21 protein-coding genes and 1 riboswitch are annotated in these 23159 nt (G+C 52.6%); of the genes, 9 read left to right on the forward strand and 12 right to left on the reverse strand.

What is annotated here, in order from left to right; genetic code table 11:
* Positions 1–25: 25 nt before the first annotated feature.
* Positions 26–2176 carry an ATP-dependent DNA helicase DinG gene (gene dinG / locus HV345_RS15800; protein ID WP_046274637.1) on the reverse strand — a complete coding sequence of 717 codons (2151 nt, stop codon included), beginning with the start codon at positions 2174–2176 and terminating at the stop codon, positions 26–28.
* Positions 2177–2272: 96 nt separating this feature from the next.
* On the reverse strand, positions 2273–3616 hold the full coding sequence (gene rhlE / locus HV345_RS15805) for an ATP-dependent RNA helicase RhlE (RefSeq protein ID WP_047415258.1): 1344 nt from the start codon (positions 3614–3616) through the stop codon (positions 2273–2275).
* Positions 3617–3837: 221 nt separating this feature from the next.
* Between rhlE and cecR the strand changes: the two genes are divergently transcribed.
* Genes cecR through HV345_RS15830 form a run of 5 tightly spaced genes read left to right on the forward strand, consistent with a single transcriptional unit; the run spans position 3838 to position 9479 of the window.
* A complete protein-coding gene (gene cecR / locus HV345_RS15810) occupies positions 3838–4515 on the forward strand; it encodes a transcriptional regulator CecR (protein WP_016152358.1) in 678 nt (225 codons plus the stop codon).
* Entirely contained in the window at positions 4512–5507 is a 996-nt protein-coding gene (gene hlyD, locus HV345_RS15815; RefSeq protein ID WP_181635790.1) for a secretion protein HlyD, read from the forward strand. The genes cecR and hlyD overlap by 4 nt, the downstream gene beginning before the upstream one ends.
* Positions 5500–7236 (forward strand): ATP-binding cassette domain-containing protein, encoded by a 1737-nt coding sequence (locus HV345_RS15820; RefSeq protein ID WP_016152356.1) that lies wholly within the window; start codon positions 5500–5502, stop codon positions 7234–7236. Before hlyD ends, HV345_RS15820 begins: the two co-directional genes overlap by 8 nt.
* Positions 7229–8362 carry an ABC transporter permease gene (locus HV345_RS15825; RefSeq protein WP_016152355.1) on the forward strand — a complete coding sequence of 378 codons (1134 nt, stop codon included), beginning with the start codon at positions 7229–7231 and terminating at the stop codon, positions 8360–8362. The genes HV345_RS15820 and HV345_RS15825 overlap by 8 nt, the downstream gene beginning before the upstream one ends.
* Before the next feature lie 10 nt (positions 8363–8372).
* Positions 8373–9479, forward strand: a complete 1107-nt coding sequence (locus HV345_RS15830) for an ABC transporter permease (protein WP_008784194.1) — start codon at positions 8373–8375, stop codon at positions 9477–9479.
* Here the strand turns inward: HV345_RS15830 and HV345_RS15835 are convergent.
* On the reverse strand, positions 9441–9851 hold the full coding sequence (locus tag HV345_RS15835) for a YbhQ family protein (protein WP_016152353.1): 411 nt from the start codon (positions 9849–9851) through the stop codon (positions 9441–9443). The two genes, HV345_RS15830 and HV345_RS15835, sit on opposite strands and share 39 nt — an antisense overlap.
* Before the next feature lie 131 nt (positions 9852–9982).
* Here HV345_RS15835 and HV345_RS15840 point away from each other — a divergent pair, with 131 nt between their 5' ends.
* Genes HV345_RS15840 through HV345_RS15850 form a run of 3 tightly spaced genes read left to right on the forward strand, consistent with a single transcriptional unit; the run spans position 9983 to position 12944 of the window.
* Positions 9983–10744, forward strand: a complete 762-nt coding sequence (locus HV345_RS15840; protein ID WP_181635791.1) for an endonuclease/exonuclease/phosphatase family protein — start codon at positions 9983–9985, stop codon at positions 10742–10744.
* The gene (gene clsB / locus HV345_RS15845) at positions 10741–11982 is read left to right on the forward strand and encodes a cardiolipin synthase ClsB (protein WP_181635792.1); all 1242 of its coding nucleotides are present in this window, start codon (positions 10741–10743) and stop codon (positions 11980–11982) included. The genes HV345_RS15840 and clsB overlap by 4 nt, the downstream gene beginning before the upstream one ends.
* Entirely contained in the window at positions 11982–12944 is a 963-nt protein-coding gene (locus HV345_RS15850; protein ID WP_181635793.1) for a YbhN family protein, read from the forward strand. The genes clsB and HV345_RS15850 overlap by 1 nt, the downstream gene beginning before the upstream one ends.
* 39 nt (positions 12945–12983) lie before the next feature.
* Here the strand turns inward: HV345_RS15850 and HV345_RS15855 are convergent, their stop codons facing one another.
* The 6 genes from HV345_RS15855 to moaA form a co-directional block, all read right to left on the reverse strand.
* Positions 12984–13688, reverse strand: a complete 705-nt coding sequence (locus tag HV345_RS15855) for a Bax inhibitor-1/YccA family protein (RefSeq protein ID WP_003831536.1) — start codon at positions 13686–13688, stop codon at positions 12984–12986.
* A gap of 41 nt (positions 13689–13729) precedes the next feature.
* Positions 13730–14182, reverse strand: a complete 453-nt coding sequence (gene moaE, locus HV345_RS15860; RefSeq protein ID WP_046274634.1) for a molybdopterin synthase catalytic subunit MoaE — start codon at positions 14180–14182, stop codon at positions 13730–13732.
* Between the two features lies 1 nt (position 14183).
* The gene (gene moaD / locus HV345_RS15865; protein WP_016152348.1) at positions 14184–14429 is read right to left on the reverse strand and encodes a molybdopterin synthase sulfur carrier subunit; all 246 of its coding nucleotides are present in this window, start codon (positions 14427–14429) and stop codon (positions 14184–14186) included.
* A complete protein-coding gene (gene moaC, locus HV345_RS15870) occupies positions 14422–14907 on the reverse strand; it encodes a cyclic pyranopterin monophosphate synthase MoaC (protein ID WP_149381123.1) in 486 nt (161 codons plus the stop codon). The genes moaD and moaC overlap by 8 nt, the downstream gene beginning before the upstream one ends.
* A gap of 2 nt (positions 14908–14909) precedes the next feature.
* Positions 14910–15422, reverse strand: coding sequence for a molybdenum cofactor biosynthesis protein B (gene moaB / locus HV345_RS15875; RefSeq protein WP_016152347.1), 513 nt, complete (start codon positions 15420–15422; stop codon positions 14910–14912).
* 19 nt (positions 15423–15441) lie between these two features.
* Positions 15442–16431: a GTP 3',8-cyclase MoaA gene (moaA, locus tag HV345_RS15880; protein ID WP_065554855.1), complete on the reverse strand. Its 990-nt coding sequence runs from the start codon at positions 16429–16431 to the stop codon at positions 15442–15444.
* A riboswitch (molybdenum cofactor riboswitch) is annotated at positions 16419–16564 on the reverse strand. Its footprint overlaps the gene before it by 13 nt.
* 392 nt (positions 16565–16956) lie before the next feature.
* Here moaA and yvcK point away from each other — a divergent pair.
* On the forward strand, positions 16957–17865 hold the full coding sequence (gene yvcK, locus HV345_RS15885) for a uridine diphosphate-N-acetylglucosamine-binding protein YvcK (RefSeq protein WP_016152345.1): 909 nt from the start codon (positions 16957–16959) through the stop codon (positions 17863–17865).
* A gap of 64 nt (positions 17866–17929) precedes the next feature.
* Here yvcK and nhaC read toward each other — a convergent pair whose 3' ends face one another.
* The 3 genes from nhaC to uvrB form a co-directional block, all read right to left on the reverse strand.
* On the reverse strand, positions 17930–19396 hold the full coding sequence (gene nhaC, locus HV345_RS15890) for a Na+/H+ antiporter NhaC (RefSeq protein ID WP_049043054.1): 1467 nt from the start codon (positions 19394–19396) through the stop codon (positions 17930–17932).
* Positions 19397–19411: 15 nt separating this feature from the next.
* On the reverse strand, positions 19412–20623 hold the full coding sequence (locus HV345_RS15895; RefSeq protein WP_181628926.1) for a PLP-dependent aspartate aminotransferase family protein: 1212 nt from the start codon (positions 20621–20623) through the stop codon (positions 19412–19414).
* A 315-nt stretch (positions 20624–20938) separates the two neighbouring features.
* Positions 20939–22960, reverse strand: coding sequence for an excinuclease ABC subunit UvrB (gene uvrB / locus HV345_RS15900; protein ID WP_016152344.1), 2022 nt, complete (start codon positions 22958–22960; stop codon positions 20939–20941).
* Between the last annotated feature and the right edge of the window lie 199 nt (positions 22961–23159).

Below are 23159 nucleotides of genomic sequence, written 5' to 3' on the forward strand. Positions count from 1 at the left end.
AACTCCTTGCCTGTTGCTCGCATCGTTAACGCCGACGGCGACGCGTGGGTTTCGCTTTTTCTTTTGGTTTTACTATAACGTCTGGCACAGCAGGTTGCTCTATCGGAAATATGGGTAATGCGTTCAGTAAACGCTTGCCATAGCTTTTGGTCAATAAACGCTTGTCATAAATAACCACTTCTCCCCAGCAGCCGTGGCTACGAATGAGTCGCCCAACCTGCTGGATCAAATTGAATGACGCCGCGGGCAAGCTCTGCACCTCAAAGGGGTAGCGGTTCAGGCTTTTCAGCCACTCGCCCTCGGTGATCACCACCGGGCTGTCGATAGGCGGAAAAGCAATTTTGTGAATATGCACCTGGGTCAGCAAGTCGCCTTTCAAATCCAGACCTTCGGCAAAAGATTGCAGCCCGATCAGTACGCTACGCTCGCCGTTGGTCACCCGCTTGCGGTGCAGCTCCACCAGTCGATAGCGCGGCTGGTCGCCTTGTACCAGCAACAGCAGACGCAGATCGGTAACGTGCTCAAGAAAACGCTGCATTGCCCGACCGCTAGCAAAGAGTACCAGCATGCCCTGATGCTTTTTACTTTCCAGCTGTTCGCGGAAATAGGCGGCCATTTCCGCGATATGCTGCTCTTCGTTATCAATTGACGGTTCGTAGCGCATCTGCGGAATGACGATTTTGCCTTGCTCAACGTGATTAAACGGTGAATCCAGCGCGATAAACCGGTCCCCTGCTTTTTCTTTCAGCCCGCTCATCTCCTGCAAACGCGAGAAGCTGTTGAGCGAACGCAGCGTGGCAGAGGTCACGATAATATGCGGTACGCTGCGCCACAGCAGTCGTTCAAGCTGATCGCTCACGCGGATCCCCACACAGTGGAACCAGACGTGGATCTGCCCGTCACGCACTTCGCGCGTCGCCCATTTACTCACCGGCGCGCCTGACGACTGCGCGAGCGAAGCCAGCCGCCACAGTTTGCTTTGCGCCTCAAACATGCCCAAAGCCCGATTCATCTGCAAAATAACCCTATGCAGACGCACAATATCGTGGGTGCCGGTTTTTTCGCTGAGATCGTTGAGGAACAGTTCCGCCAGACCGCGCAGCATTTCTGTTAGCTTCGCCAGACGCTGACAAATCTCCATCACTTCCGCAGGCAGTTCGCCCATTGCGAAGCGGTGTTCCGCCTCCTGGGTCGCAGGCATGTACAGATTAAGAATGTTATTGAGCGATGAAATCAGCTCATACAGTTCCTCACAGTGACCGTTCAGACGCTCGGCATTCGCCAGCGGCGGCGTGGTTTTTGGACGAAACTGTTCCAGGCAGGTGGCCACTAATTTGCAAAACAGATCCAACTGCAGCCGATACCAGGGGGCGCTGATTTCTGCGCTCATCTCCAGCGCATCGCGCGCGACGTCCGGCAAATGGTGACCTTCATCAAGGACCAGCAGCAGGTTCTTCGGCTCCGGCAAAACAGCTTCGCTTTCCATGGCCGCCATCACCAGCGCGTGGTTAGCCACCACCACTTCGGCTTCCTGAATCTCACGGCGGGCGACAAAAAAGGGGCATTCACGATAGTAGTGACAGTTACGATTCAAACAGCTGGCTTTATCAGTGCTCAGGCGCTGCCAGAGTCCGTCGTCGATAGCGATATCCGTGTGATCGCGCAGCCCGTCCCACTTGTAGCTGTCGAGATCGCCTTTTAGCCTGGCGCAGCGCTTTTGTTCTTCCTGGTTGTTGGGCGTCAGGTCATCGTCGAGAAAGGCCAACAGATCCTGCTGATTGGGTTCGCTACTGGCCAGCGCCGCTAAATTACGCGGGCAGACATAACGCCCGCGACCAAACGCGGCGGTAAAACGCAGATCGGGAATAATTTTGCGCAGCAGCGGTAAATCTTTGCTGTAGATCTGATCCTGTAAAGCAACGTTGGCGGTACTGACCACCAGCGTTTTTTGTTCTTCACGCGCTATGGCAATACCGGGAATCAGGTACGACAGCGTTTTCCCCACCCCGGTCGGCGCTTCAATTGCCAGATGCCGCCCTTCTTCCCCGGTGAGCGTTTTCGCGACGTCAGCAATCATCTGCCGCTGGGGCGCACGGGGAATAAAGTCGGGGATCTGTTCCTGAAGCGCCTTATACCAGGCGGCAATTTGCGCTTTTAGCGCAGCCGTTAGTGCCATGAGAAAACCTGAAATACTGTATAAACAGCCACTATTGTGGCACTTTCTGATACGTGTCGCAAAAAGAAAAGCCCGACCTTTCGGCCGGGCTCGCAATTACTGCGCTGTAGACGGTTTGCGCGGACGGCGCGGTGGACGAGGCTTATCGCCCGCCGGTTTGCCTTCGCCGCTACGCGGTTTCGCTTTTGGCGCACCGCCATCCTGACGACGCGGCTGCTGACCACGCCCTGCTCCACCCTGACCGCGACCACCGCCGCCACGCTGCTGGCGACCATTCTGGATCGGCTCGGCTTTGATGGACGGGTCTGGCTCGTAGCCTGGCATCGCAATTCGCGGGATCTCTTTTTTCAGCAGCTTCTCGATGTCACGCAGCAGCTTGTGTTCATCGACGCACACCAGAGACAACGCTTCGCCGGTAGCGGCCGCACGACCGGTACGACCAATACGGTGCACATAATCTTCCGGGACGTTTGGCAGCTCGTAGTTCACCACGTGCGGCAGCTCTTCAATATCCAGACCGCGCGCGGCAATATCGGTTGCCACCAGCACACGAATATCACCGGATTTAAAATCAGCCAGCGCACGCGTACGCGCCCCCTGAGATTTATTACCGTGGATCGCCGCGCTGCGAATGCCGTCTTTATTCAGCTGTTCCGCCAGATGGTTCGCACCATGTTTGGTACGGGTAAACACCAGCACCTGCTGCCAGTTGCCCTGACCGATCATCTGCGACAACAGTTCACGTTTACGCTTTTTATCAACGAAATGAACGTGCTGAGTCACCTGCTCTGACGCGGTATTACGGCGCGCCACTTCGATTTCCAGCGGATTGTGCAGCAGCTTTTCGGCCAGCGACTTAATATCATCAGAGAACGTTGCTGAGAACAGCAGGTTCTGGCGTTTTGCCGGCAGTTTCGCCAGAACGCGACGGATATCATGAATAAAGCCCATATCCAGCATGCGGTCAGCTTCATCCAGTACCAGAATCTCAACCTGATCCAGTTTCACCGCATTCTGGTGTTCCAGATCGAGCAAACGACCAGGCGTGGCGATCAGCACATCCACACCGCCGCGCAGCTTCATCATCTGTGGGTTAATGCTCACGCCGCCGAAGACCACCAGCGAGCGAATATTCAGATACTTACTGTAATCACGTACGTTTTCGCCAATCTGGGCCGCCAGTTCGCGGGTTGGCGTAAGGATCAGCGCACGCACCGGACGACGGCTTTTCCCATGCGGCTGATGGGTAATCAGGTGCTGTAACAGCGGCAGGGTAAAACCTGCCGTTTTCCCCGTACCGGTCTGGGCGCTAGCCATCAGATCGCGGCCTTCCAGCACGGCAGGGATCGCCTGCTGCTGAATAGGGGTAGGTTCACGGTAACCCTGCTCGGCAACGGCACGTAAAATATCAGGGTTTAAACCAAGGGAATCAAAAGACATAACAACTCCGAACCACCCTGACCGTTACCGGTGTCGTTTTCAGGGAGATACATATAATAAAGATGACAAAAACCACAATGTCATGAAGGGGCGGAGTGTAGCAGTTTTTGTGATGTGCCGCATAAATTATCCCTGCGCTGAAAAATAACGGTCCGGACTGGACAAGGTTACACATCAGTCATAATCTTAATCAATCGATTGATTAAGATCTGAGTCGTGCTATGAATACACCCACCATGACAACCAAAGGTGAACAGGCGAAAAATCAGCTCATTGCCGCCGCGCTGGCACAGTTTGGCGAGTATGGTCTGCACGCCACTACTCGCGATATCGCCGCGCAGGCCGGGCAAAATATTGCTGCTATCACCTACTATTTTGGCTCAAAAGAGGATTTATATCTCGCCTGCGCCCAGTGGATTGCGGATTTTATCGGCTCACAGTTTCGCCCGCACGCTGAAGAAGCCGAGCGTCTGTTTGCTCAGCCGGAACCGGATCGTGGCGCGATGCGCGAACTGATCCTCCGCGCCTGCAAAAATATGATCATGCTGTTAACCCAGGACGATACCGTTAACCTGAGCAAATTTATTTCGCGCGAACAGCTTTCACCCACCGCGGCTTATCAACTGGTGCACGACCAGGTTATCAATCCGCTGCATACTCACCTGACGCGCCTGATTGCTGCCTATACCGGCGGCGATGCCAACGATACCCAAATGATCCTGCACACCCACGCCCTACTCGGCGAGGTACTGGCCTTTCGTCTGGGGAAAGAAACCATTCTGTTGCGTACGGGCTGGTCACAATTTGATGAGGATAAAACCGCGCTGATTGACCAAACGATCACCTGTCACATCGATCTTATTCTGCAAGGTTTAACGCAAAGGAGTCTGGAGTCATGAAAAAACCTGTCGTTCTCGGGCTGGTCATCGCGGCCCTCGTTGCCGTGATTGCCGGTGGAACGTGGTGGTATCAAAGTCGGCAAGATAACGGTCTGACGCTGTACGGCAATGTCGATATCCGTAGCGTCAACCTGAGTTTTCGCGTCGGCGGCAGGCTGGCCTCGCTGGCGGTTGACGAAGGCGATGCCATTACCGCCGGTCAGGTGCTGGGCGAACTGGACCGTGCGCCGTACGAAAACGCATTAATGCAGGCAAAAGCGAATGTTGCCGCCGCGCAGGCGCAATACGATCTGATGCTGGCAGGGTATCGTGAAGAGGAGATCGCGCAAACCGCAGCGGCAGTCAAACAGGCGCAGGCAGCCTATGATTACGCGCAAAACTTTTACAATCGGCAGGTAGGATTGTGGAAAAGCCGCACTATCTCCGCCAACGATCTGGAAAACGCCCGTTCATCACGCGATCAGGCGCTGGCCTCTCTGAAATCCGCACAGGATAAACTCAGCCAATACCGCAGCGGTAATCGTGTGCAGGACATCGAGCAGGCGAAAGCCACGCTCGAACAAGCTCAGGCCGAGCTGGCCCAGGCAGAGCTTAATTTGCATGACACCACGCTGACCTCGCCGTCTGACGGCACGTTACTCACCCGTGCGGTCGAACCCGGCAGCATGTTGAACGAAGGGGGCGCGGTACTGACGCTGTCACTCACGCGTCCGGTATGGGTTCGCGCCTACGTTGACGAACGAAATCTGAGCCAGGCGCAGCCAGGACGCGAAATCCTGCTTTACACCGATGGCCGTCCGGACAAACCGTATCACGGTAAAATCGGCTTCGTGTCGCCCACCGCCGAGTTTACCCCAAAAACAGTCGAGACCCCTGACCTGCGCACCGACCTGGTTTATCGCCTGCGTATTGTGGTGACCGACGCGGACGATGCGCTGCGCCAGGGAATGCCGGTAACGATAAAGTTCAGCGATGAGGCACGGCATGAATGACGCCGTCATTACGCTGAATGGACTGACGAAAAACTTTGCCGGAATGGATAAACCGGCCGTCGCCCCGCTCGACTGTACCGTTCATGCGGGCTACGTGACCGGGCTGGTCGGGCCGGATGGTGCTGGCAAAACCACGCTGATGCGAATGCTGGCAGGGCTGTTGAAACCCGACGCCGGTAGCGCAACGGTAATTGGTTTTGATCCCATCAAAGACGACAGCGCGCTGCATGCGGTACTGGGTTACATGCCGCAGAAATTTGGTCTGTATGAAGATTTGACCGTCATGGAGAACCTCAATCTCTATGCAGATTTACGTAGCGTTACCGGTGAAGCGCGAGAAAAAACCTTTGCCCGACTACTGGAATTTACCTCGCTGGGGCCGTTTACCGGACGACTGGCCGGCAAGCTTTCCGGCGGCATGAAACAGAAGCTCGGACTTGCCTGTACGCTGGTCGGTGAACCCAGCGTGTTACTGCTGGATGAGCCTGGCGTGGGCGTCGACCCTATTTCCCGTCGCGAACTGTGGCAAATGGTTCATGAGCTGGCCGGGGACGGCATGCTGATCCTCTGGAGCACTTCGTATCTGGATGAAGCTGAACAATGCCGTGATGTGCTGCTGATGAACGAAGGTGAATTGCTGTATCAGGGCGATCCCACTCAGCTTACGCAAACCATGTCGGGTCGCAGCTTCCTGATGAGCAGTTCGCAGGAAAATAACCGCCGACTGCTGCAACGCACGTTAAAACTGCCGCAGGTTAGCGACGGGATGATTCAGGGGAAATCCGTCCGCTTAATCCTGAAAAAAGAAGCGACGGCCCAGCAGATTCAAAACGCTGACGGCATGCCGGAGATAACCATCAACGAAACCGCCCCCCGCTTCGAGGATGCCTTTATCGATTTACTCGGCGGGGCCGGAACATCGGAGTCACCGCTGGGCGCTATCCTGCATACCGTGGAAGGCACGCCAGGTGAAACGGTGATCGAAGCCAAAGCGCTGACCAAAAAATTTGGCGATTTTGCCGCTACCGACCACGTAGACTTTGCCGTGCAGCGCGGCGAGATTTTTGGTTTGTTAGGACCCAACGGCGCGGGCAAATCCACTACCTTTAAAATGATGTGCGGCCTGCTGGTCCCCACCTCGGGTAAAGCGCTGGTGCTGGACATGGACCTGAAAGTCAGCTCCGGTAAAGCGCGCCAGCATCTGGGCTATATGGCGCAGAAATTCTCCCTGTATGGCAACCTGACGGTTGAACAGAATCTGCGCTTTTTCTCCGGCGTCTACGGCCTGCGCGGTCGGGCGCAGAAGGAGAAAATCGAGCGGATGAGCGAGGCATTCGGCCTGAAGAGTATCGCCTCCCACGCCACCGACGAACTGCCGCTGGGCTTTAAACAGCGCCTGGCGCTGGCCTGTTCGCTGATGCATGAACCCGACATTCTGTTCCTCGATGAACCCACTTCCGGGGTCGATCCTCTCACCCGTCGGGAGTTCTGGTTACATATCAACAGCATGGTGGAAAAAGGCGTCACGGTGATGGTGACCACCCACTTTATGGATGAGGCAGAATACTGCGATCGCATCGGGCTGGTGTATCGCGGAAAACTGATTGCCAGCGGTACGCCGGACGACCTGAAAGCTCAGGCTGCTGACAGTGAGACGCCAGACCCGACCATGGAACAGGCGTTTATCACGCTAATCAATGACTGGGATAAGGAGCATACGCATGAGTAACTCCATTCTTTCTTGGCGTCGCGTACGCGCGCTGTGCGTGAAAGAGACGCGTCAGATCGTCCGCGATCCCAGCAGTTGGCTGATTGCGGTGGTGATCCCGCTGCTGCTGCTGTTTATCTTCGGCTACGGGATCAACCTCGACTCCAGCAAGCTGCGGGTAGGGATTCTGCTCGAACAGCAAAGCGAAGAGGCGCTGGATTTTACCCATACCATGACCGGTTCACCGTATATTGACGCCACCATCAGCGATAACCGTCAGGAATTGATTGAGAAAATGCAGGCCGGGCGCATTCGCGGGCTGGTGGTGATCCCGGTGGATTTCGCCCAGCAGATGGCGCGACCCAACGACGTGGCGCCGATCCAGGTGATCACCGACGGCAGTGAACCGAATACCGCTAACTTTGTACAGGGTTATGTCGAAGGCATCTGGCAGATTTGGCAACAACAGCGGGCGGAAGATCGCGGAGAATCATTTGAACCTTTGATCGACGTGCAGACCCGCTACTGGTTTAACCCGGCGGCCATCAGCCAACATTTTATTATTCCCGGGGCGGTAACCATCATCATGACGGTTATTGGCGCTATCCTCACCTCATTAGTGGTGGCGCGCGAATGGGAGCGCGGAACCATGGAAGCGCTGTTGTCTACCGAAGTCACCCGCGTCGAACTGCTGCTGTGCAAACTGATCCCCTATTACTTTCTGGGCATGCTGGCGATGCTGCTGTGTATGCTGGTGTCGGTGTTTATTCTCGGCGTGCCTTATCGCGGTTCGTTGCTGATCCTGTTTTTCATTACCAGTCTGTTTCTGCTCAGCACGCTCGGCATGGGGTTGCTTATCTCCACCATCACCCGCAATCAGTTTAACGCCGCGCAGGTCGCGCTAAACGCCGCCTTCCTGCCCTCGATTATGCTATCGGGTTTTATCTTCCAGATAGACAGCATGCCGGCGATTATCCGGGCAGTAACCTATATTATTCCGGCTCGTTATTTCGTCAGCACCCTACAAAGCCTGTTTCTGGCGGGAAATATTCCGGTGGTGCTGATTATCAACGTGCTGTTTTTAATCGCTTCGGCGGTGATGTTTATTGGCCTGACGTGGCTTAAAACCAAACGTCGGCTGGATTAAGGGGACGGGCATGTTTCATCGCTTATGGACATTAATTCGTAAAGAGCTGCAATCACTGTTACGTGAACCGCAGACGCGAGCCATTCTGATTTTACCGGTACTGATTCAGGTTATTCTGTTCCCGTTCGCGGCCACGCTGGAAGTCACCAACGCCACTATCGCTATCTATAACGAAGACAACGGTAAACATTCGGTGGAACTAACCCAGCGCTTCGCTCGCGCCAGCGCCTTTACGCACGTTCTGCTGCTGAAAAGCCCGCAGGAGATCCAGCCCACCATCGACACGCAAAAAGCCCTGTTGCTGGTGCGCTTCCCGGCCAACTTTTCGCGTAATCTGGATACCTTCCAGCAGGCTCCCATGCAGATTATTCTCGACGGGCGTAACTCTAACAGTGCGCAAATTGCCGCGAATTATCTGCAGCAGATCGTTAAGGAGTATCAGCAGGAGCTGATGGACGGCAAGCCGAAACCGAACAACAGCGAGCTGGTGGTGCGTAACTGGTATAACCCGAATCTGGATTACAAATGGTTTGTGGTTCCGTCGCTGATCGCCATGATCACCACCATCGGCGTCATGATCGTCACTTCGCTCTCGGTTGCCCGCGAGCGCGAGCAAGGCACGCTGGATCAGCTGCTGGTCTCCCCGCTTACCACCTGGCAGATATTCATCGGTAAAGCGGTGCCCGCGTTAATTGTGGCAACGTTTCAGGCCACCATTGTGCTGGCGATCGGCATCTGGGCTTATCACATCCCCTTTGCCGGTTCACTGGGGCTGTTCTATTTCACGATGGTGATTTACGGGCTGTCGCTGGTCGGCTTTGGTCTGCTGATTTCATCACTGTGCGCCACCCAGCAGCAGGCGTTTATCGGCGTGTTTGTGTTTATGATGCCGGCGATTTTACTTTCAGGCTACGTATCGCCGGTCGAAAATATGCCGGTCTGGCTACAGAATCTGACGTGGATAAACCCAATCCGCCATTTTACGGACATCACGAAACAGATTTACCTGAAGGATGCGAGTCTGCAGATTGTGTGGGGAAGTTTGTGGCCGCTGTTGGTAATAGCGGCCACGACCGGCTCAGCGGCGTATGCGATGTTTAGACGCAAGGTGATGTAGCTTTTTGTCTTTCGCCAACAGCGAGACCACGGCGGGTCCGGCAAGGATCACCAGCCCCGCCAGGGCCAGCAAGACGTTGTTTTGCAGCACGCGCGACAGCAACCACAGTACGATCATCGCGGCACCGAAATACCACGTGGTAGTCAGTTCTTCCAGCACATCAGCTACGTCGCGCCACCGCTGTTCATGGTGACGTTGCAAGGCCAGCATTAATAAAACCGTTACGCCGTAAACGACGCATAATCCCAGGCCGACGCGCACCAGCGTACCGCTCATCCAGCCCATTACCAGCAACGCCACTACCAGTAAATGCAACACAATCTGCCAGCAACTTAGACCCGTTGCGACACGAACACGTTGTTGCCACCTCATGGCTTTTCTCCTGAAGGATTTTCAACTAATTATTCAGAGTACCGGACTTTACGGAAAATTCCGCAACACCGCATCTTTTTGTGACGACGACTACACTATTTTATTTAGGAAGTGACGCCAACGGGAGGCTCATGAGCGGATCGGGAGTTCAATTTTCATTCAATGTGCTCACCATTAATACTCACAAAGGGTTCACCGCCTTCAACCGGCGTTTTATTTTGCCTGAGCTACGGGAGGCTGTCAGAACGGTCGGTGCAGACATTGTGTGCCTACAGGAAGTTATGGGCGCGCACGATGCTCACTCGCTGCAGATTGAGAACTGGCCGGATACCACCCACTACGAATTTCTGGCGGACACCATGTGGAGCGACTTCGCCTACGGGCGTAACGCCGTGTACCCGCAAGGGCATCACGGTAACGCGGTGCTGTCGCGTTATCCCATTGAACATTATGAAAATCGCGATGTGTCCGTCGGCGCGAGTGAAAAGCGCGGGGTCCTCTACTGCCGCATCGTGCCGCCAATGCTCTCGCACCCAATTCATGTCATGTGCGTGCATCTCGGTTTGCGTGAAGCACACCGTCAGGCCCAGCTCGCTATGCTGGCTGACTGGGTCAATGCCCTGCCCGACGCGGAGCCCGTGGTGATCGCCGGAGATTTTAACGACTGGCGGCAAACGGCCAATCACCCGTTGAAAGCCAGAGCCGGCCTTGACGAGATTTTTACCCGCGCCCACGGTCGCCCGGCGCGGACGTTTCCGGTGCAGTTTCCCCTGCTGCGTCTGGACAGGATCTATGTGAAAAACGCGAATGCCAGTACCCCAACGACGCTGGCGCTGCGTCACTGGCGACATTTGTCCGATCATGCCCCCCTGAGTGCGGAGATTCGTTTATGAAAAATGGCTGGCGTGAAGGCAATCAAATTCAACTGCTGGAAAATGGCGATCAATACTATCCCGCCGTCTTTGACGCCATTGCACAGGCACAGCAAAAAATTATCCTTGAGACCTTTATCTGGTTTGAAGATGCGGTCGGAAAACAGCTGCATGCCGCCTTGCTCGGCGCCGCCCAGCGCGGAATCAAAGCAGAGGTGCTGCTGGACGGTTACGGCTCGCCGGATCTTAGCGACAGTTTTGTCGAAGAGTTGACCGTAGCTGGCGTTGTTTTCCGCTACTACGATCCGCGCCCGCGTCTGTTCGGTATGCGTACCAATCTCTTTCGCCGTATGCATCGCAAAATTGTGGTCATTGATGACCGTGTTGCCTTTGTCGGCGGCATCAATTATTCCGCTGAACACATGTCTGATTACGGTCCCGAGGCCAAGCAGGATTACGCCGTTCGCGTGGAAGGTCCTGTCGTGGCCGACATCCTGAAATTCGTGCTGGAGAACTTACCGGGACAGAGCGCCGTACGACGCTGGTGGCGACGTCATCACCGGGCAATTGAGAATCATCGGCCTGGCGAAGCGCAGGCGCTGTTTGTCTGGCGCGATAACGAAGAGCATCGCGATGATATTGAACGCCACTATTTGAAAATGCTGACCCAGGCCCGGCGGGAAGTGATCATTGCCAATGCCTATTTCTTTCCGGGTTATCGCCTGCTGCATGCCCTACGAAAAGCTGCGCGACGCGGTGTTCGGGTAAAACTCATCGTCCAGGGTGAACCGGATATGCCGATTGTGAAAGTGGGTGCCCGCCTGCTGTATAACTATCTGGTTAAAGGCGGCGTCCATGTCTATGAATACCGGCGTAAGCCCCTGCATGGTAAAGTCGCGCTGATGGACGATCATTGGGCGACGGTAGGTTCCAGCAATCTCGACCCGCTCAGTCTGTCGCTCAATCTGGAGGCAAATCTTATTATTCATGACCGCACGTTTAACCAGACCCTGCGTGACAACCTGAACCCCATTATTGCGCAGGACTGCAAGCGAGTTGATGAATCAATGCTGCCAAAACGCACCTGGTGGAACCTGACCAAAAGCGTGTTGGCCTTCCACTTTTTACGCCACTTCCCAGCGCTGGTCGGCTGGCTACCGGCGCATACCCCGCATCTGGCCGAGGTAGAACCACCCGCACAGCCAACTCTGGAAACCCAGGATCGTATTCCAACTGAGGATGCAGGAGGGGAAACCTGATGCCAAAAAACCACCGACGCTGGCGCTTAGCGAAAAAGATCCTCACATGGCTATTTTTTATTGCAGTCATCGTATTGCTGGTCGTTTATGCCAGTAAGGTCAACTGGCAGGAAGTATGGACGGTAATTCGCGATTACAATCGGAGCGCCCTGCTCAGCGCCGTAGGGCTGGTGATCGTCAGTTATTTACTTTACGGCTGCTATGACTTGCTCGGGCGCTACTACTGCGGGCACAAGCTGGCAAAACGCCAGGTCATGCTGGTGTCGTTTATCTGTTACGCCTTCAACCTGACGTTAAGCACATGGGTGGGCGGTATTGGGATGCGTTATCGTCTCTACTCGCGTCTCGGATTACCGGGGAGCACAATTACGCGAATTTTTTCACTGAGCATTACCACCAACTGGCTGGGCTATATTCTGCTGGGCGGTTTTATTTTCACCTTCGGCGTCGTTGAACTGCCCGCGCACTGGTATATCGATGAAGGTACGCTACGCCTCTTAGGCATTGCGCTGCTGCTGATGATTGTTGTTTATCTGTGGTTTTGCGCTTTCGCGAAACATCGCCACATCACCATCAAGGGCCAAAAACTGGTACTGCCCTCTTGGAAATTTGCCCTCGCGCAAATGGCGATATCCGGTACTAACTGGATGGTAATGGGGGCGATTATCTGGCTGTTGCTGGGTCAGAATATCAACTATTTCTTCGTGCTGGGCGTGCTGCTGGTGAGCAGTATTGCCGGTGTTATCGTGCATATTCCGGCGGGGATTGGCGTGCTGGAGGCGGTCTTTATGGCGCTGCTGGCAGGAGAGAACACCTCTCAGGGGACAATCATTGCCGCCCTGCTCGCGTATCGCGTGCTGTACTATTTTATTCCGCTGCTGCTGGCGCTGATGTGCTATTTGCTGCTGGAGAGTCGGGCGAAAAAGTTGCGGGTAAAAAACGAGAAGGCGATGGCGAAATGATTCACCGGATGGCGGCTTACGCCATCCGGCAACAGAGAATTAACGACGATTGCCGAAGATACGCAGCAGCATCAGGAACAGGTTGATGAAGTCCAGATACAGCGTTAAGGCCCCAAGAATTGCGTATTTACGCAGATTGGAGCTGTCACGCAGGTCGATCTGCTCACCGATGTTTTTCAGCTTCTGCGTGTCATAAGCGGTCAGGCCGACAAACACAATCACCCCAATATAGGTCACCGCCCACATCAGCGCTTCGCTCTTCAGCCAGAAGTTAACCAGTGAGGCCAGCACAATACCGATCAGTGCCATAAACAGCATATTGCCGAAACCGCTGAGATCGCGTTTGGTGGTGTAGCCATACAAACTCATGATCCCGAACATCCCGCCGGTGACCACGAAGGTGCTGGCGATAGACGAGTAGGTATAGACGATAAAAATGCTTGATAGCGTCAGCCCGGTTAATGCCGAATAGAGCATAAACAGCGTGGTCGCCATTCCCGCGCTGAGCCTTTGCACCATGCCGGACAGGACGAACACCAGCGCTAGCTGGGCGATGATCAGTCCAAAGAAGGTGATTTTGCTGGAGAAGACAAACATCATCACCGCGGGCGTATTTGCTGCATACCAGGCGATAAACGCCGTCAGCAACAGTCCGCAGGTCATCCAGCCGTACACCTGCGCCATATACGTTTGCAGGCCGGAACGGGCCTGTACAATAGAATCGGATCGTGGGAATCGGTCCATGACAATCTCCTGAATCAGTATGAGCCTACACCAATTGTACTCTACCAGCGTTTTGCTGCTAGCTTATCGCTGTCGCGGGCATCAACCCAACGCTCACCTTCTGGCGTGGCCTCGCGCTTCCAGAACGGTGCGCGGGTTTTCAGATAATCCATAATGAACTGCCCGGCATCAAACGCGCTGCTGCGATGCGCACTGGTCACGCCAACAAAAACGATTTCGTCACCCGGCCACAGTTCGCCAATGCGATGAATGACCGTTACTCGTCCCAGCGGCCAGCGCGCACGCGCTTCGTCGACAATCTCCGCCAGCGCTTTTTCGGTCATTCCTGGATAGTGTTCCAGCGTTAACGCCTGCACGCTATCGCCGAGATTGTGATTGCGGACTTTACCGGTGAAAGTGACCACCGCGCCATCTTCATCGCGTTCGGCCAGCCAGGGATACTCATCCCCGACGCTGAACGGCGCATGACCAACAACAATTCGCGTTTCAGCCATCTTAGCCTCCGGTTACCGGTGGGAAGAAAGCCACTTCGTCACCCGCATTAAGGGGATGGTCAAAACTGACCAGCGTCTGGTTTACCGCGGCCAGCAGCTTGCCGTCTTCCAGCGCCAACGCCCAGCGATCGCTTTTTGCCGCAAGACTCCGGCGCAGCGCTTCTACCGTTGCAAACTCAGCGGCGACTTCTATCGCATCCGTGTTCACCAATTCCCGTACCTGAGCAAAGAAAAGAACCTTAATCATGCGCATCCACCTTAAAATCTCCCGATTTGCCGCCGCTTTTAGCCAGCAGACGCACCGGACCAATCACCATATCCTTTTGCACCGCTTTGCACATATCGTAGATGGTCAACGCTGCCACGGAGGCCGCCGTTAACGCTTCCATTTCGACGCCGGTTTTCCCGGTCAGGCGACACAGCGTTTCAATGCGTACGCGGTTGTGTTCCGGCTCGGCGTGCAGATTAACTTCAACCTTGCTCAACATCAGCGGATGGCACAGCGGGATAAGCTCCCAGGTCCGTTTGGCGGCCTGAATACCGGCAATACGCGCCGTGGCGAAAACGTCGCCCTTATGGTGGCTGCCGTCGATAATCATCGCCAGCGTTTCGCTACGCATGGTCACGAATGCTTCTGCACGCGCCTCGCGTACGGTTTCCGCTTTGGCGGAGACATCCACCATATGCGCTTCGCCAGCAGCGTTAATATGAGTCAGTTGCGACATACTTATTTCTTCAAATGTGGGTGGAAATTACACGGACGCGTACGGGCATCGAGCTGCGGCGCAATGATATTTTCCCATGCGGTACGACACGCCTTAGTCGACCCCGGCATGGCGAAAATCAGTGTTTTGTTGGCCACTCCGGCAATCGCCCGGGATTGCAGCGTCGCGGTGCCAATCTCTTCAAACGACAGCATACGAAATACTTCACCAAACCCTTCGACTTCTCTGTCGAACAGCGGTTGCAGCGCTTCTGGCGCCTGGTCCCCTTCGGTTAAGCCCGTGCCGCCTGTAATGAGCACAACCTGCACATCCTCACTGGCAATCCATGCAGAAACCTGGGCGCGAATGGCGTAGCGGTTCTCTTTGACAATCGCCTTGTCGACAATCTGATGACCCGCCTCTTGCGCCGAGTCACGCAGATAATGGCCGGAGGTGTCATCTTCTTCGCCGCGACGGTTGGAAACAGTAAGAATAGCGATGCGTGTCGGGATAAATTCAGCGCTTACCTGACTCATGAAAAACTCCTTTTAGCGATCAGCCGCCAATGTAAGATAAGTTTTGCGTAATACCGGTATTGTTCTGATGCAGGAAATGAGTCTGCTTTTTCTCCAGCAGCGCGGCTGAAATGCGTTCTTCCAGCGCCGACTGCTGAGCGTCATCTTCAAGCAAATCACGCAGGCTTACGCCGCCTTCACCAAATAAACACAGATGCAGTTTGCCGACAGAGGAAACGCGCAGACGGTTGCAGGTGGCGCAGAAGTCTTTCTCATAAGGCATGATCAGACCAATTTCACCAGCATAGTCAGGATGACAGAAAACCTGAGCCGGGCCGTCGCTGCGCTGTCGGATCTGGTGGATCCAGCCGCGACGCAGCAGCTCATCGCGCAGGACCTGGCCTGAGATATGGTGTTTACGGAAGAGAGAGCTGCCCTCGCCCGTTTCCATCAGTTCAATAAAGCGTAGTTGGATAGGACGGGGCTGAACCCACGCCAGGAAGGTGTCCAGTTGATGATGGTTTACGTCGCGCATCAGCACGGTATTGACTTTCACTTTTTCAAAACCCGCATCAAAGGCGGCGTCAATGCCTGCCATCACCTGCTGAAATTTGTCCTGCCCGGTAATGGCGTGAAACTGACGGGCATCGAGGCTGTCGACGCTGACGTTAAGTGCGGTCAGTCCGGCATCGCGCCAGGCAGCGGCATCACGCGCCAGACGATAACCATTAGTGGTCACCGCAATCTGACGGATGGCATCGTTTTCGCGCACGGCGGCGATAATGTCGGTAAAGTCGCGACGCAATGAAGGTTCGCCCCCTGTCAGACGCACTTTTTCCGTTCCCAGACTGGCGAACGCGCGCGTGACGCGGCGAATTTCATCAACGGTCAAAAAGCCGTTATTGGTGACACCGCCGGGCTTATAGCCATCCGGCAGACAGTAGGTGCAACGAAAGTTACACACATCGGTAATCGACAAACGTAAGTAGTAAAACTTACGTGCGAAAGCATCGGTAAGTTGAGAGCCCATGTACACCTTTCCAAATACGGGAGACGTAGTCATTTCTTCCTACGCCCTGGTGACAAACTTATTCAAGTATTGTCACGGCCAAAGCACCGTATCATTTGACCCAGGTGCAGAGGCTAGAGTGTTTATTCTCGTCATACTTCAAATTGCAGAAGCGTGGGCTTTATTCGTTCACCCCAGTCACGTACTTATGTCCGCTTACGGGGGATTTTCTCCCTCACTGCCTTCCTGCAACTCAAATTATTCAGAGTACATTGTGGTTATGCCGATACTAGCGTGTAAATGACGCTTTTGCCATGTACACTTTCGCTGTATAAACACATATATAGCGACATGATCGTGCAATTTCGCTACAGAATAAGCAAAAACCACAGTTTTGCATTGATATACATCATCTTGCCGGCAGGTGCATCTCGTCAGAAAGGAGTAGATCGCAGAAAAAAATTACGCCAGATTCCGCCTGGATAATTGCTGAAAACACACTATTTACGTTACTGTAGCGCCGATCAATTGATATCAGGAAAATATATGCGCACTCGCACGCTGGCAGATCTGGACCGCGTTGTCGCTCTCGGCGGAGGGCATGGACTGGGACGCGTTCTCTCCTCTCTTTCCCCTTTAGGTTCACGCCTGACGGGGATTGTCACCACGACCGATAACGGCGGGTCGACAGGTCGTATTCGTCGCTCTGAAGGAGGAATTGCCTGGGGAGACATGCGTAACTGTCTGAACCAGTTAATTACTCAACCCAGCGTTGCATCCGCCATGTTTGAGTATCGTTTTGGCGGTAATGGTGAGCTTTCCGGGCATAACCTCGGAAATCTGATGTTAAAGGCGCTCGATCACCTCAGTGTGCGGCCTCTGGAAGCCATCAATTTAATTCGTAGTCTGCTGAAAGTTGACGCGCATTTAATTCCGATGTCGGAGCTGCCGGTGGACCTGATGGCTATCGACGATCAGGGACATGAAGTCTATGGCGAAGTGAATATCGATCAGCTCACCATCCCGCCTCAGGAACTGATGCTGTCGCCAAAAGTCCCCACCACGCGGGAGGCAGTTGAAGCTATCGCCGAAGCGGATTTGATTTTGATCGGACCCGGCAGTTTTTACACCAGCCTGATGCCGCTCCTGCTACTCGACGAATTGGCGCAGGCATTACGTCGCACACCTGCCCCGATGGTCTACATCGGCAATCTGGGTCGTGAATTAAGCCTGCCAGCAGCCAGCCTGACGCTTAACGATAAGCTGGCAATCATTGAACAGTACGTTGGCAGGAAAGTGATTGATGCGGTGGTTGTGGGCCCGAAAGTAGATGTATCCACCGTTACCGACCGCGTTGTTATTCAGGAAGTGCTGGAAGCCAGCGACATTCCCTACCGCCATGACCGCCAGCTATTGCATTACGCGCTGGAGAAAGCGGTACAGGCGCTGGGGTAATCCCAAGTGCGTGATTAGCATACAATCCTCATCGTAATGAGGATTGTACTTGTAGCTTACTGCATTAACCTCTCAGCACAGGTACCTGCTCGGCGGATATTGGCTCTTCGTATCTTGTGCCAAAATTAGACCACCGGGCAAGAATGGCAAAGAATACGGCCATAACCAGGCAACTTAAATTGAACAAAACCCAGGGTGCATAATCCAGCGTCGCCACCCCCAGCGTTTTCGCCATGAACATACCAGATATTGTCCAAGGGAAAAGCCCTTCAAGTAGCGTGGCTCCAGACTCCATTGATCGGGACATATTAACCATATGCAATTTTTTGTTTTTAAAACAAGGATCATAAATATTCTTCACCAGAAAGAAACTGATGACTGCATTGCCAGTGCAGGCAACTAATAAAGAACTTGTGAACATTGTCGCCAACAGAGTACTGGTCACCGTTTTTAATTTCTGAACCAGTCGCCCAAGCAGTACATTAAGGCCACCAGAAACATCAAGTGCCGAAGCGAACATAAATGCACAAAGCATAACCACAATTGGGCTAACCATTGAATACATACCGCCACGATTAAGCAATATATTAATATTTTTAGTCGTAGATTCATTCATCGCGACATCTGAAAAATTGCTGATCATATTGGTATTAAAGCCATTAATCGATGCTTGAACAAGGTCCATCATGGTAAACGGCTGAAAAATTGCGCATATTGCCAGAGCAAAAAAAGAAGATGCGATCAAAACAATAATGGTATCCCATTTTTTTATCGCACCAATAAAGACCAGCAATGTCGGTAATATTAATAAAGGGTTAAGCCAGAATAATGAGTTTAGCGCTTTTTTCATGACCGGGATAGTATCTAGTTGGATTGAATTTACCACATTTAAATCTAACCCCGCGATATAAAACCCCAGGCAGGCAAACAAAAAAGCAGGAACCGATGTATACAACATATTTCTAATACTTTGATAAAGCTCAGCCCCCGCAGCTAACGCGGCCATGTTTGTGGTATCTGATAAAGGAGATAATTTATCACCAAAATAGGCACCGGAGATAACGGCTCCAGCAGTAATCGGCAATGACACATTCATCGCCGCAGCAACGGCAACCAACGCCACACCAATTGTTCCTGCGGAACCCCATGAAGTGCCTGTAAATGTCGAGATGCAAACCGTCACTAAAAAAGCTGTAAGATATAAGTAAGCTGGGTTGATAATTTCCAGGCCATAATAGACCATTAACGGAATGGTACCACTAACCATCCAGCATCCAATCAACATACCGATCGACAGTAGAATTAACATTGCAGGGACGGCATCTTTTATTTTTTCTATAAAAGTCTGGAGAATTTCCTTCCAGCCCGCGCCATAGTATCTGGCAAAAAAACCTGTAATAATCGTAATAACAATTAAGATAAATTCAACTGGGTAATTTAAAATCCCAATACCTATAAAGAAAACCAGGAAAATAGCCACTAATAACATCAATGCTGCATAAAAGCTCGGTTGCTTATTTGTGCTTACCATGTTATTTTCCCGCTATTAATATGTTTTTATAGAATCAAACGCATTCTCTAAGTCCGCGATTAACATCTCTGGAGATTCTTGTCCAATTGAAATCCTAATTAAACCAGGTGCCATCCCATCTTTGCATATTACATCCTGGTTATAACCGCGATTTGGAGAAATAATCAGGCTTTCATATCCCCCCCAACTGCACCCCGGTTTGAAAATTCTACAACTATCAATAATGGCTTTAACTTTTTCAAAACTGCCATCTTTAAGTTCAAAACTAATGAGACCAGAAGTACCAAACATTTGTTGTGAAACAATTTCACGTTGTTTTGCATCAGCCATAAGAGGGTGACAGATATTCTCAACCTCTGCTCTGCTATTGAGAAAAGTAAGAATTGCATAGGTATTATTCTGATGTTGTCTCATGCGCAGCGGCAACGTTCGTAAACCGCGAATCACTAGCCATGCACTATCCGGGGCCAGCACTGCGCCAAGAAGCTGATGTGAAAAATCACGAATAATATCAAGATAGACTTTTGCGCCTACCACAGCCCCCGCCGTTAAATCACTGTGACCGCCGATATATTTAGTACAAGAGTGGAGCACTAAATCGAAACCAAGAGTCAATGGCTTTTGGAAGAGTGGCGTAGCCCATGTATTATCAATGGCAGTAATAATATTATTCTCTTTCGCCAACCCTGCTATCATCTGCAGATCCACAACTCGCATGGTCATTGTTCCTGGGGATTCCGTGTATATCATGCGAGTATTCGGCTTTATTTTCTGCCGAATATCCTCGACATCGCCACTGAGAACAATGTCATAGTCAATACCAAATCGTTGTTGCATTTGCTTCACCAGCACAACTGTTGGACCATAAACATTATTCACCAGAATAATATGGTCACCACTTTTCAGCAGGCCAAACAATGTTGCGCTTATCGCGCCCATGCCCGAGCCAAAAACTTTGCAGGCCGCGCCACGCTCCAACGCTGCCAGTTTATGTTCTAACAGTTCCGTTGTTGGGTTAAGCCCCCGGGAATAGATGTAACGTTCAGCTTCGTGCTGCATATCATCACAGTATTGCTGATAGCTCTGCTGCACAAACAGACTGGTTTTTACTAGCGGAGGGCTGACTGCACCAAAATTTTTCTGGTGTTGTTCACCAACTCCAGAACATATCATGGCGTCCTGAACGGCATAATCATTCTCAGCGTAATTGCATATTATCTCTTTCATAATTTTCCTTTATATTTTCGTCAGGGAAATTTCTATAACAGGACAATTATAAAAAAAGGAACAATGACAGCCTTTTGCTTGCTGCCAAAATGCTGAAAGAATCGTCAGAAATGTAAAGAATAAAACGATGAGGTTCACAAAGCTGAAAAACAAAAATCAATTCAGCAAAGAATCAATTAGAGTGAGCGCATTAATTTTAAGAATAATAAATGGCAATAAAAAAACGAATAATATAATTATAAGTGATAATACATTCTCTATTTTTCCAATCGCCATGGCATTTACGCGATGGCGAATTGGAAAGTGGAAACAATCTTACGATGCCGCGATAAACAACTCGCGCAACTGATGCAACTGGTCGCGGATTGTCGCAGCCTCTTCAAATTCAAGATTCTGCGCATGCTGCATCATCTGCCCTTCCAGCTCATGAATCTTCTGCTGCAGCGCTTTTGGCGTCATATCCAGTTCGACAATTTCAGACTTCGCGCCTGCGCGTGACTTCCCTTTGCCTTTCGCCTTAGTCTTCGCAATATTCTGACCCAGCGCCAGAATATCGACCACTTTCTTGTTCAGCCCCTGCGGCGTAATACCGTGTTCTTCGTTGTAGAGCTGCTGTTTCTCACGACGGCGTTCAGTTTCACCTATCGCCTTAGCCATTGAGGCGGTAATTTTGTCGCCGTAGAGAATAGCCTTCCCGTTGATATTACGCGCCGCACGACCGATGGTCTGAATAAGCGAACGTTCCGAACGCAGGAACCCTTCTTTGTCTGCGTCCAGAATCGCCACCAGTGAGACCTCAGGCATATCCAGACCCTCACGTAACAGGTTGATACCCACCAGCACGTCAAACTCGCCCAGACGCAGGTCACGAATGATTTCCATACGTTCCACGGTATCGATGTCTGAGTGCAGATAGCGCACCCGCTCACCGTGCTCTTCGAGGTATTCGGTGAGATCCTCTGCCATCCGTTTCGTGAGCGTAGTGACCAGCACACGTTCGTTAATCGCCGCACGGATGCGGATCTCAGACAGCAGATCGTCAACCTGCGTCGCCACCGGGCGTACCTCAATGATAGGATCCAGCAGGCCGGTCGGTCGTACTACCTGATCGACGACGTCATCACCGGATTTCTCCAGTTCATAGTTGCCCGGCGTCGCTGAGACGTAGATGGTCTGCGGGGCCAGCGCTTCAAACTCTTCAAATTTAAGCGGACGGTTATCCAGAGCCGACGGTAAACGGAATCCGTATTCGACCAGAGTCTCTTTACGCGCCCGGTCACCACGATACATACCGCCAATTTGCGGGATAGTGACGTGGGATTCATCCACCACCAGCAGGCCGTCGGCAGGCAGGTAATCAAACAGCGTCGGCGGCGGCTCGCCGGGGCCACGCCCGGACAGATAGCGGGAGTAGTTTTCAATCCCCGAGCAGTAACCCAGCTCATTCATCATTTCCAGATCGAACTGCGTACGCTGACTTAGCCGCTGTTCTTCCAGCAGTTTGTTATTTGCCAGCAGGACCTTACGCCGCTCTGCCAGCTCAACTTTGATTTCTTCCATCGCCTGCACGATACGTTCGCGCGGCGTCACGTAGTGCGTTTTAGGATAGATGGTGTAGCGCGAAATCGTGGATTCAACCTGCCCGGTAAGCGGGTCAAACAGCGATAAACGTTCGACCTCTTCATCAAACAGTTCCACGCGCAGCGCGATATCGTCGGATTCAGCCGGGAAAATGTCGATCACTTCACCACGCACGCGGAAGGTTCCGCGCTGAAATGCCTGATCGTTGCGGGTATATTGCAGTTCCGCCAGGCGGCGCAGGATCGCACGCTGGTCGATAATCATCCCTACCGTCAGATGCAGCATCATTTTCAGATACAGATCCGGGTCGCCCAAACCATAGATAGCGGAAACTGACGCGACGACGACGACATCCCGACGTTCCAGCAGCGCTTTGGTCGCCGACAGACGCATCTGCTCAATATGTTCGTTAACCGAGGCATCCTTCTCGATGAAGGTGTCAGAACTTGGTACGTAGGCTTCCGGTTGATAATAGTCGTAGTAGGAGACGAAATACTCCACCGCGTTATCCGGGAAGAACTCTTTCATCTCACCGTACAACTGCGCGGCCAGCGTCTTATTGGGAGCCAGCACCATCGTAGGCCGCTGCAAGTCCGCAATTACGTTAGCGATGGTGAATGTCTTCCCCGAGCCCGTCACCCCCAGCAGCGTCTGATGCGCCAGACCATCCTCCAGCCCTTCTTCCAGACGGCGAATAGCCTCAGGCTGATCGCCAGAGGGTTTAAAAGCGGAATTTAGTTTGAACGGTTTACTCATGAGCAGCTACCTGAAGCAATGGGCGGGCAGGTGTGTAATTTTACTCGCAGTCGTATATTTTGCCAGTAAAATATACTGGATGAAAAAACAGTAACGCACCAGAATATTTCTGATACGCCATCAGAATGACCGTGACTGCAGGCTAAAATTTGGCCTCAGACAAGATAAAACACCAGCAAAAACGTGTTATCCCCAAAGC

The sequence above is a fragment of the Citrobacter sp. RHBSTW-00986 genome, assembly GCF_013783065.1.
In the GTDB taxonomy this organism is placed as follows: domain Bacteria; phylum Pseudomonadota; class Gammaproteobacteria; order Enterobacterales; family Enterobacteriaceae; genus Citrobacter; species Citrobacter braakii.

Excerpts from the sequence above, each read along its gene's own strand:
- uvrB (WP_016152344.1), bottom strand. The coding sequence starts at position 22,960 with ATGAGTAAACCGTTCAAACTAAATTCCGCTTTTAAACCCTCTGGCGAT.
- dinG (WP_046274637.1), bottom strand. The coding sequence starts at position 2,176 with ATGGCACTAACGGCTGCGCTAAAAGCGCAAATTGCCGCCTGGTATAAG.
- HV345_RS15840 (WP_181635791.1), top strand. The coding sequence starts at position 9,983 with ATGAGCGGATCGGGAGTTCAATTTTCATTCAATGTGCTCACCATTAAT.
- cecR (WP_016152358.1), top strand. The coding sequence starts at position 3,838 with ATGAATACACCCACCATGACAACCAAAGGTGAACAGGCGAAAAATCAG.
- moaA (WP_065554855.1), bottom strand. The coding sequence starts at position 16,431 with ATGGGCTCTCAACTTACCGATGCTTTCGCACGTAAGTTTTACTACTTA.
- yvcK (WP_016152345.1), top strand. The coding sequence starts at position 16,957 with ATGCGCACTCGCACGCTGGCAGATCTGGACCGCGTTGTCGCTCTCGGC.
- hlyD (WP_181635790.1), top strand. The coding sequence starts at position 4,512 with ATGAAAAAACCTGTCGTTCTCGGGCTGGTCATCGCGGCCCTCGTTGCC.
- HV345_RS15825 (WP_016152355.1), top strand. The coding sequence starts at position 7,229 with ATGAGTAACTCCATTCTTTCTTGGCGTCGCGTACGCGCGCTGTGCGTG.
- moaB (WP_016152347.1), bottom strand. The coding sequence starts at position 15,422 with ATGAGTCAGGTAAGCGCTGAATTTATCCCGACACGCATCGCTATTCTT.
- HV345_RS15830 (WP_008784194.1), top strand. The coding sequence starts at position 8,373 with ATGTTTCATCGCTTATGGACATTAATTCGTAAAGAGCTGCAATCACTG.
- moaC (WP_149381123.1), bottom strand. The coding sequence starts at position 14,907 with ATGTCGCAACTGACTCATATTAACGCTGCTGGCGAAGCGCATATGGTG.
- moaD (WP_016152348.1), bottom strand. The coding sequence starts at position 14,429 with ATGATTAAGGTTCTTTTCTTTGCTCAGGTACGGGAATTGGTGAACACG.
- HV345_RS15850 (WP_181635793.1), top strand. The coding sequence starts at position 11,982 with ATGCCAAAAAACCACCGACGCTGGCGCTTAGCGAAAAAGATCCTCACA.
- rhlE (WP_047415258.1), bottom strand. The coding sequence starts at position 3,616 with ATGTCTTTTGATTCCCTTGGTTTAAACCCTGATATTTTACGTGCCGTT.
- HV345_RS15835 (WP_016152353.1), bottom strand. The coding sequence starts at position 9,851 with ATGAGGTGGCAACAACGTGTTCGTGTCGCAACGGGTCTAAGTTGCTGG.
- clsB (WP_181635792.1), top strand. The coding sequence starts at position 10,741 with ATGAAAAATGGCTGGCGTGAAGGCAATCAAATTCAACTGCTGGAAAAT.
- HV345_RS15895 (WP_181628926.1), bottom strand. The coding sequence starts at position 20,623 with ATGAAAGAGATAATATGCAATTACGCTGAGAATGATTATGCCGTTCAG.
- HV345_RS15855 (WP_003831536.1), bottom strand. The coding sequence starts at position 13,688 with ATGGACCGATTCCCACGATCCGATTCTATTGTACAGGCCCGTTCCGGC.
- nhaC (WP_049043054.1), bottom strand. The coding sequence starts at position 19,396 with ATGGTAAGCACAAATAAGCAACCGAGCTTTTATGCAGCATTGATGTTA.
- moaE (WP_046274634.1), bottom strand. The coding sequence starts at position 14,182 with ATGGCTGAAACGCGAATTGTTGTTGGTCATGCGCCGTTCAGCGTCGGG.
- HV345_RS15820 (WP_016152356.1), top strand. The coding sequence starts at position 5,500 with ATGAATGACGCCGTCATTACGCTGAATGGACTGACGAAAAACTTTGCC.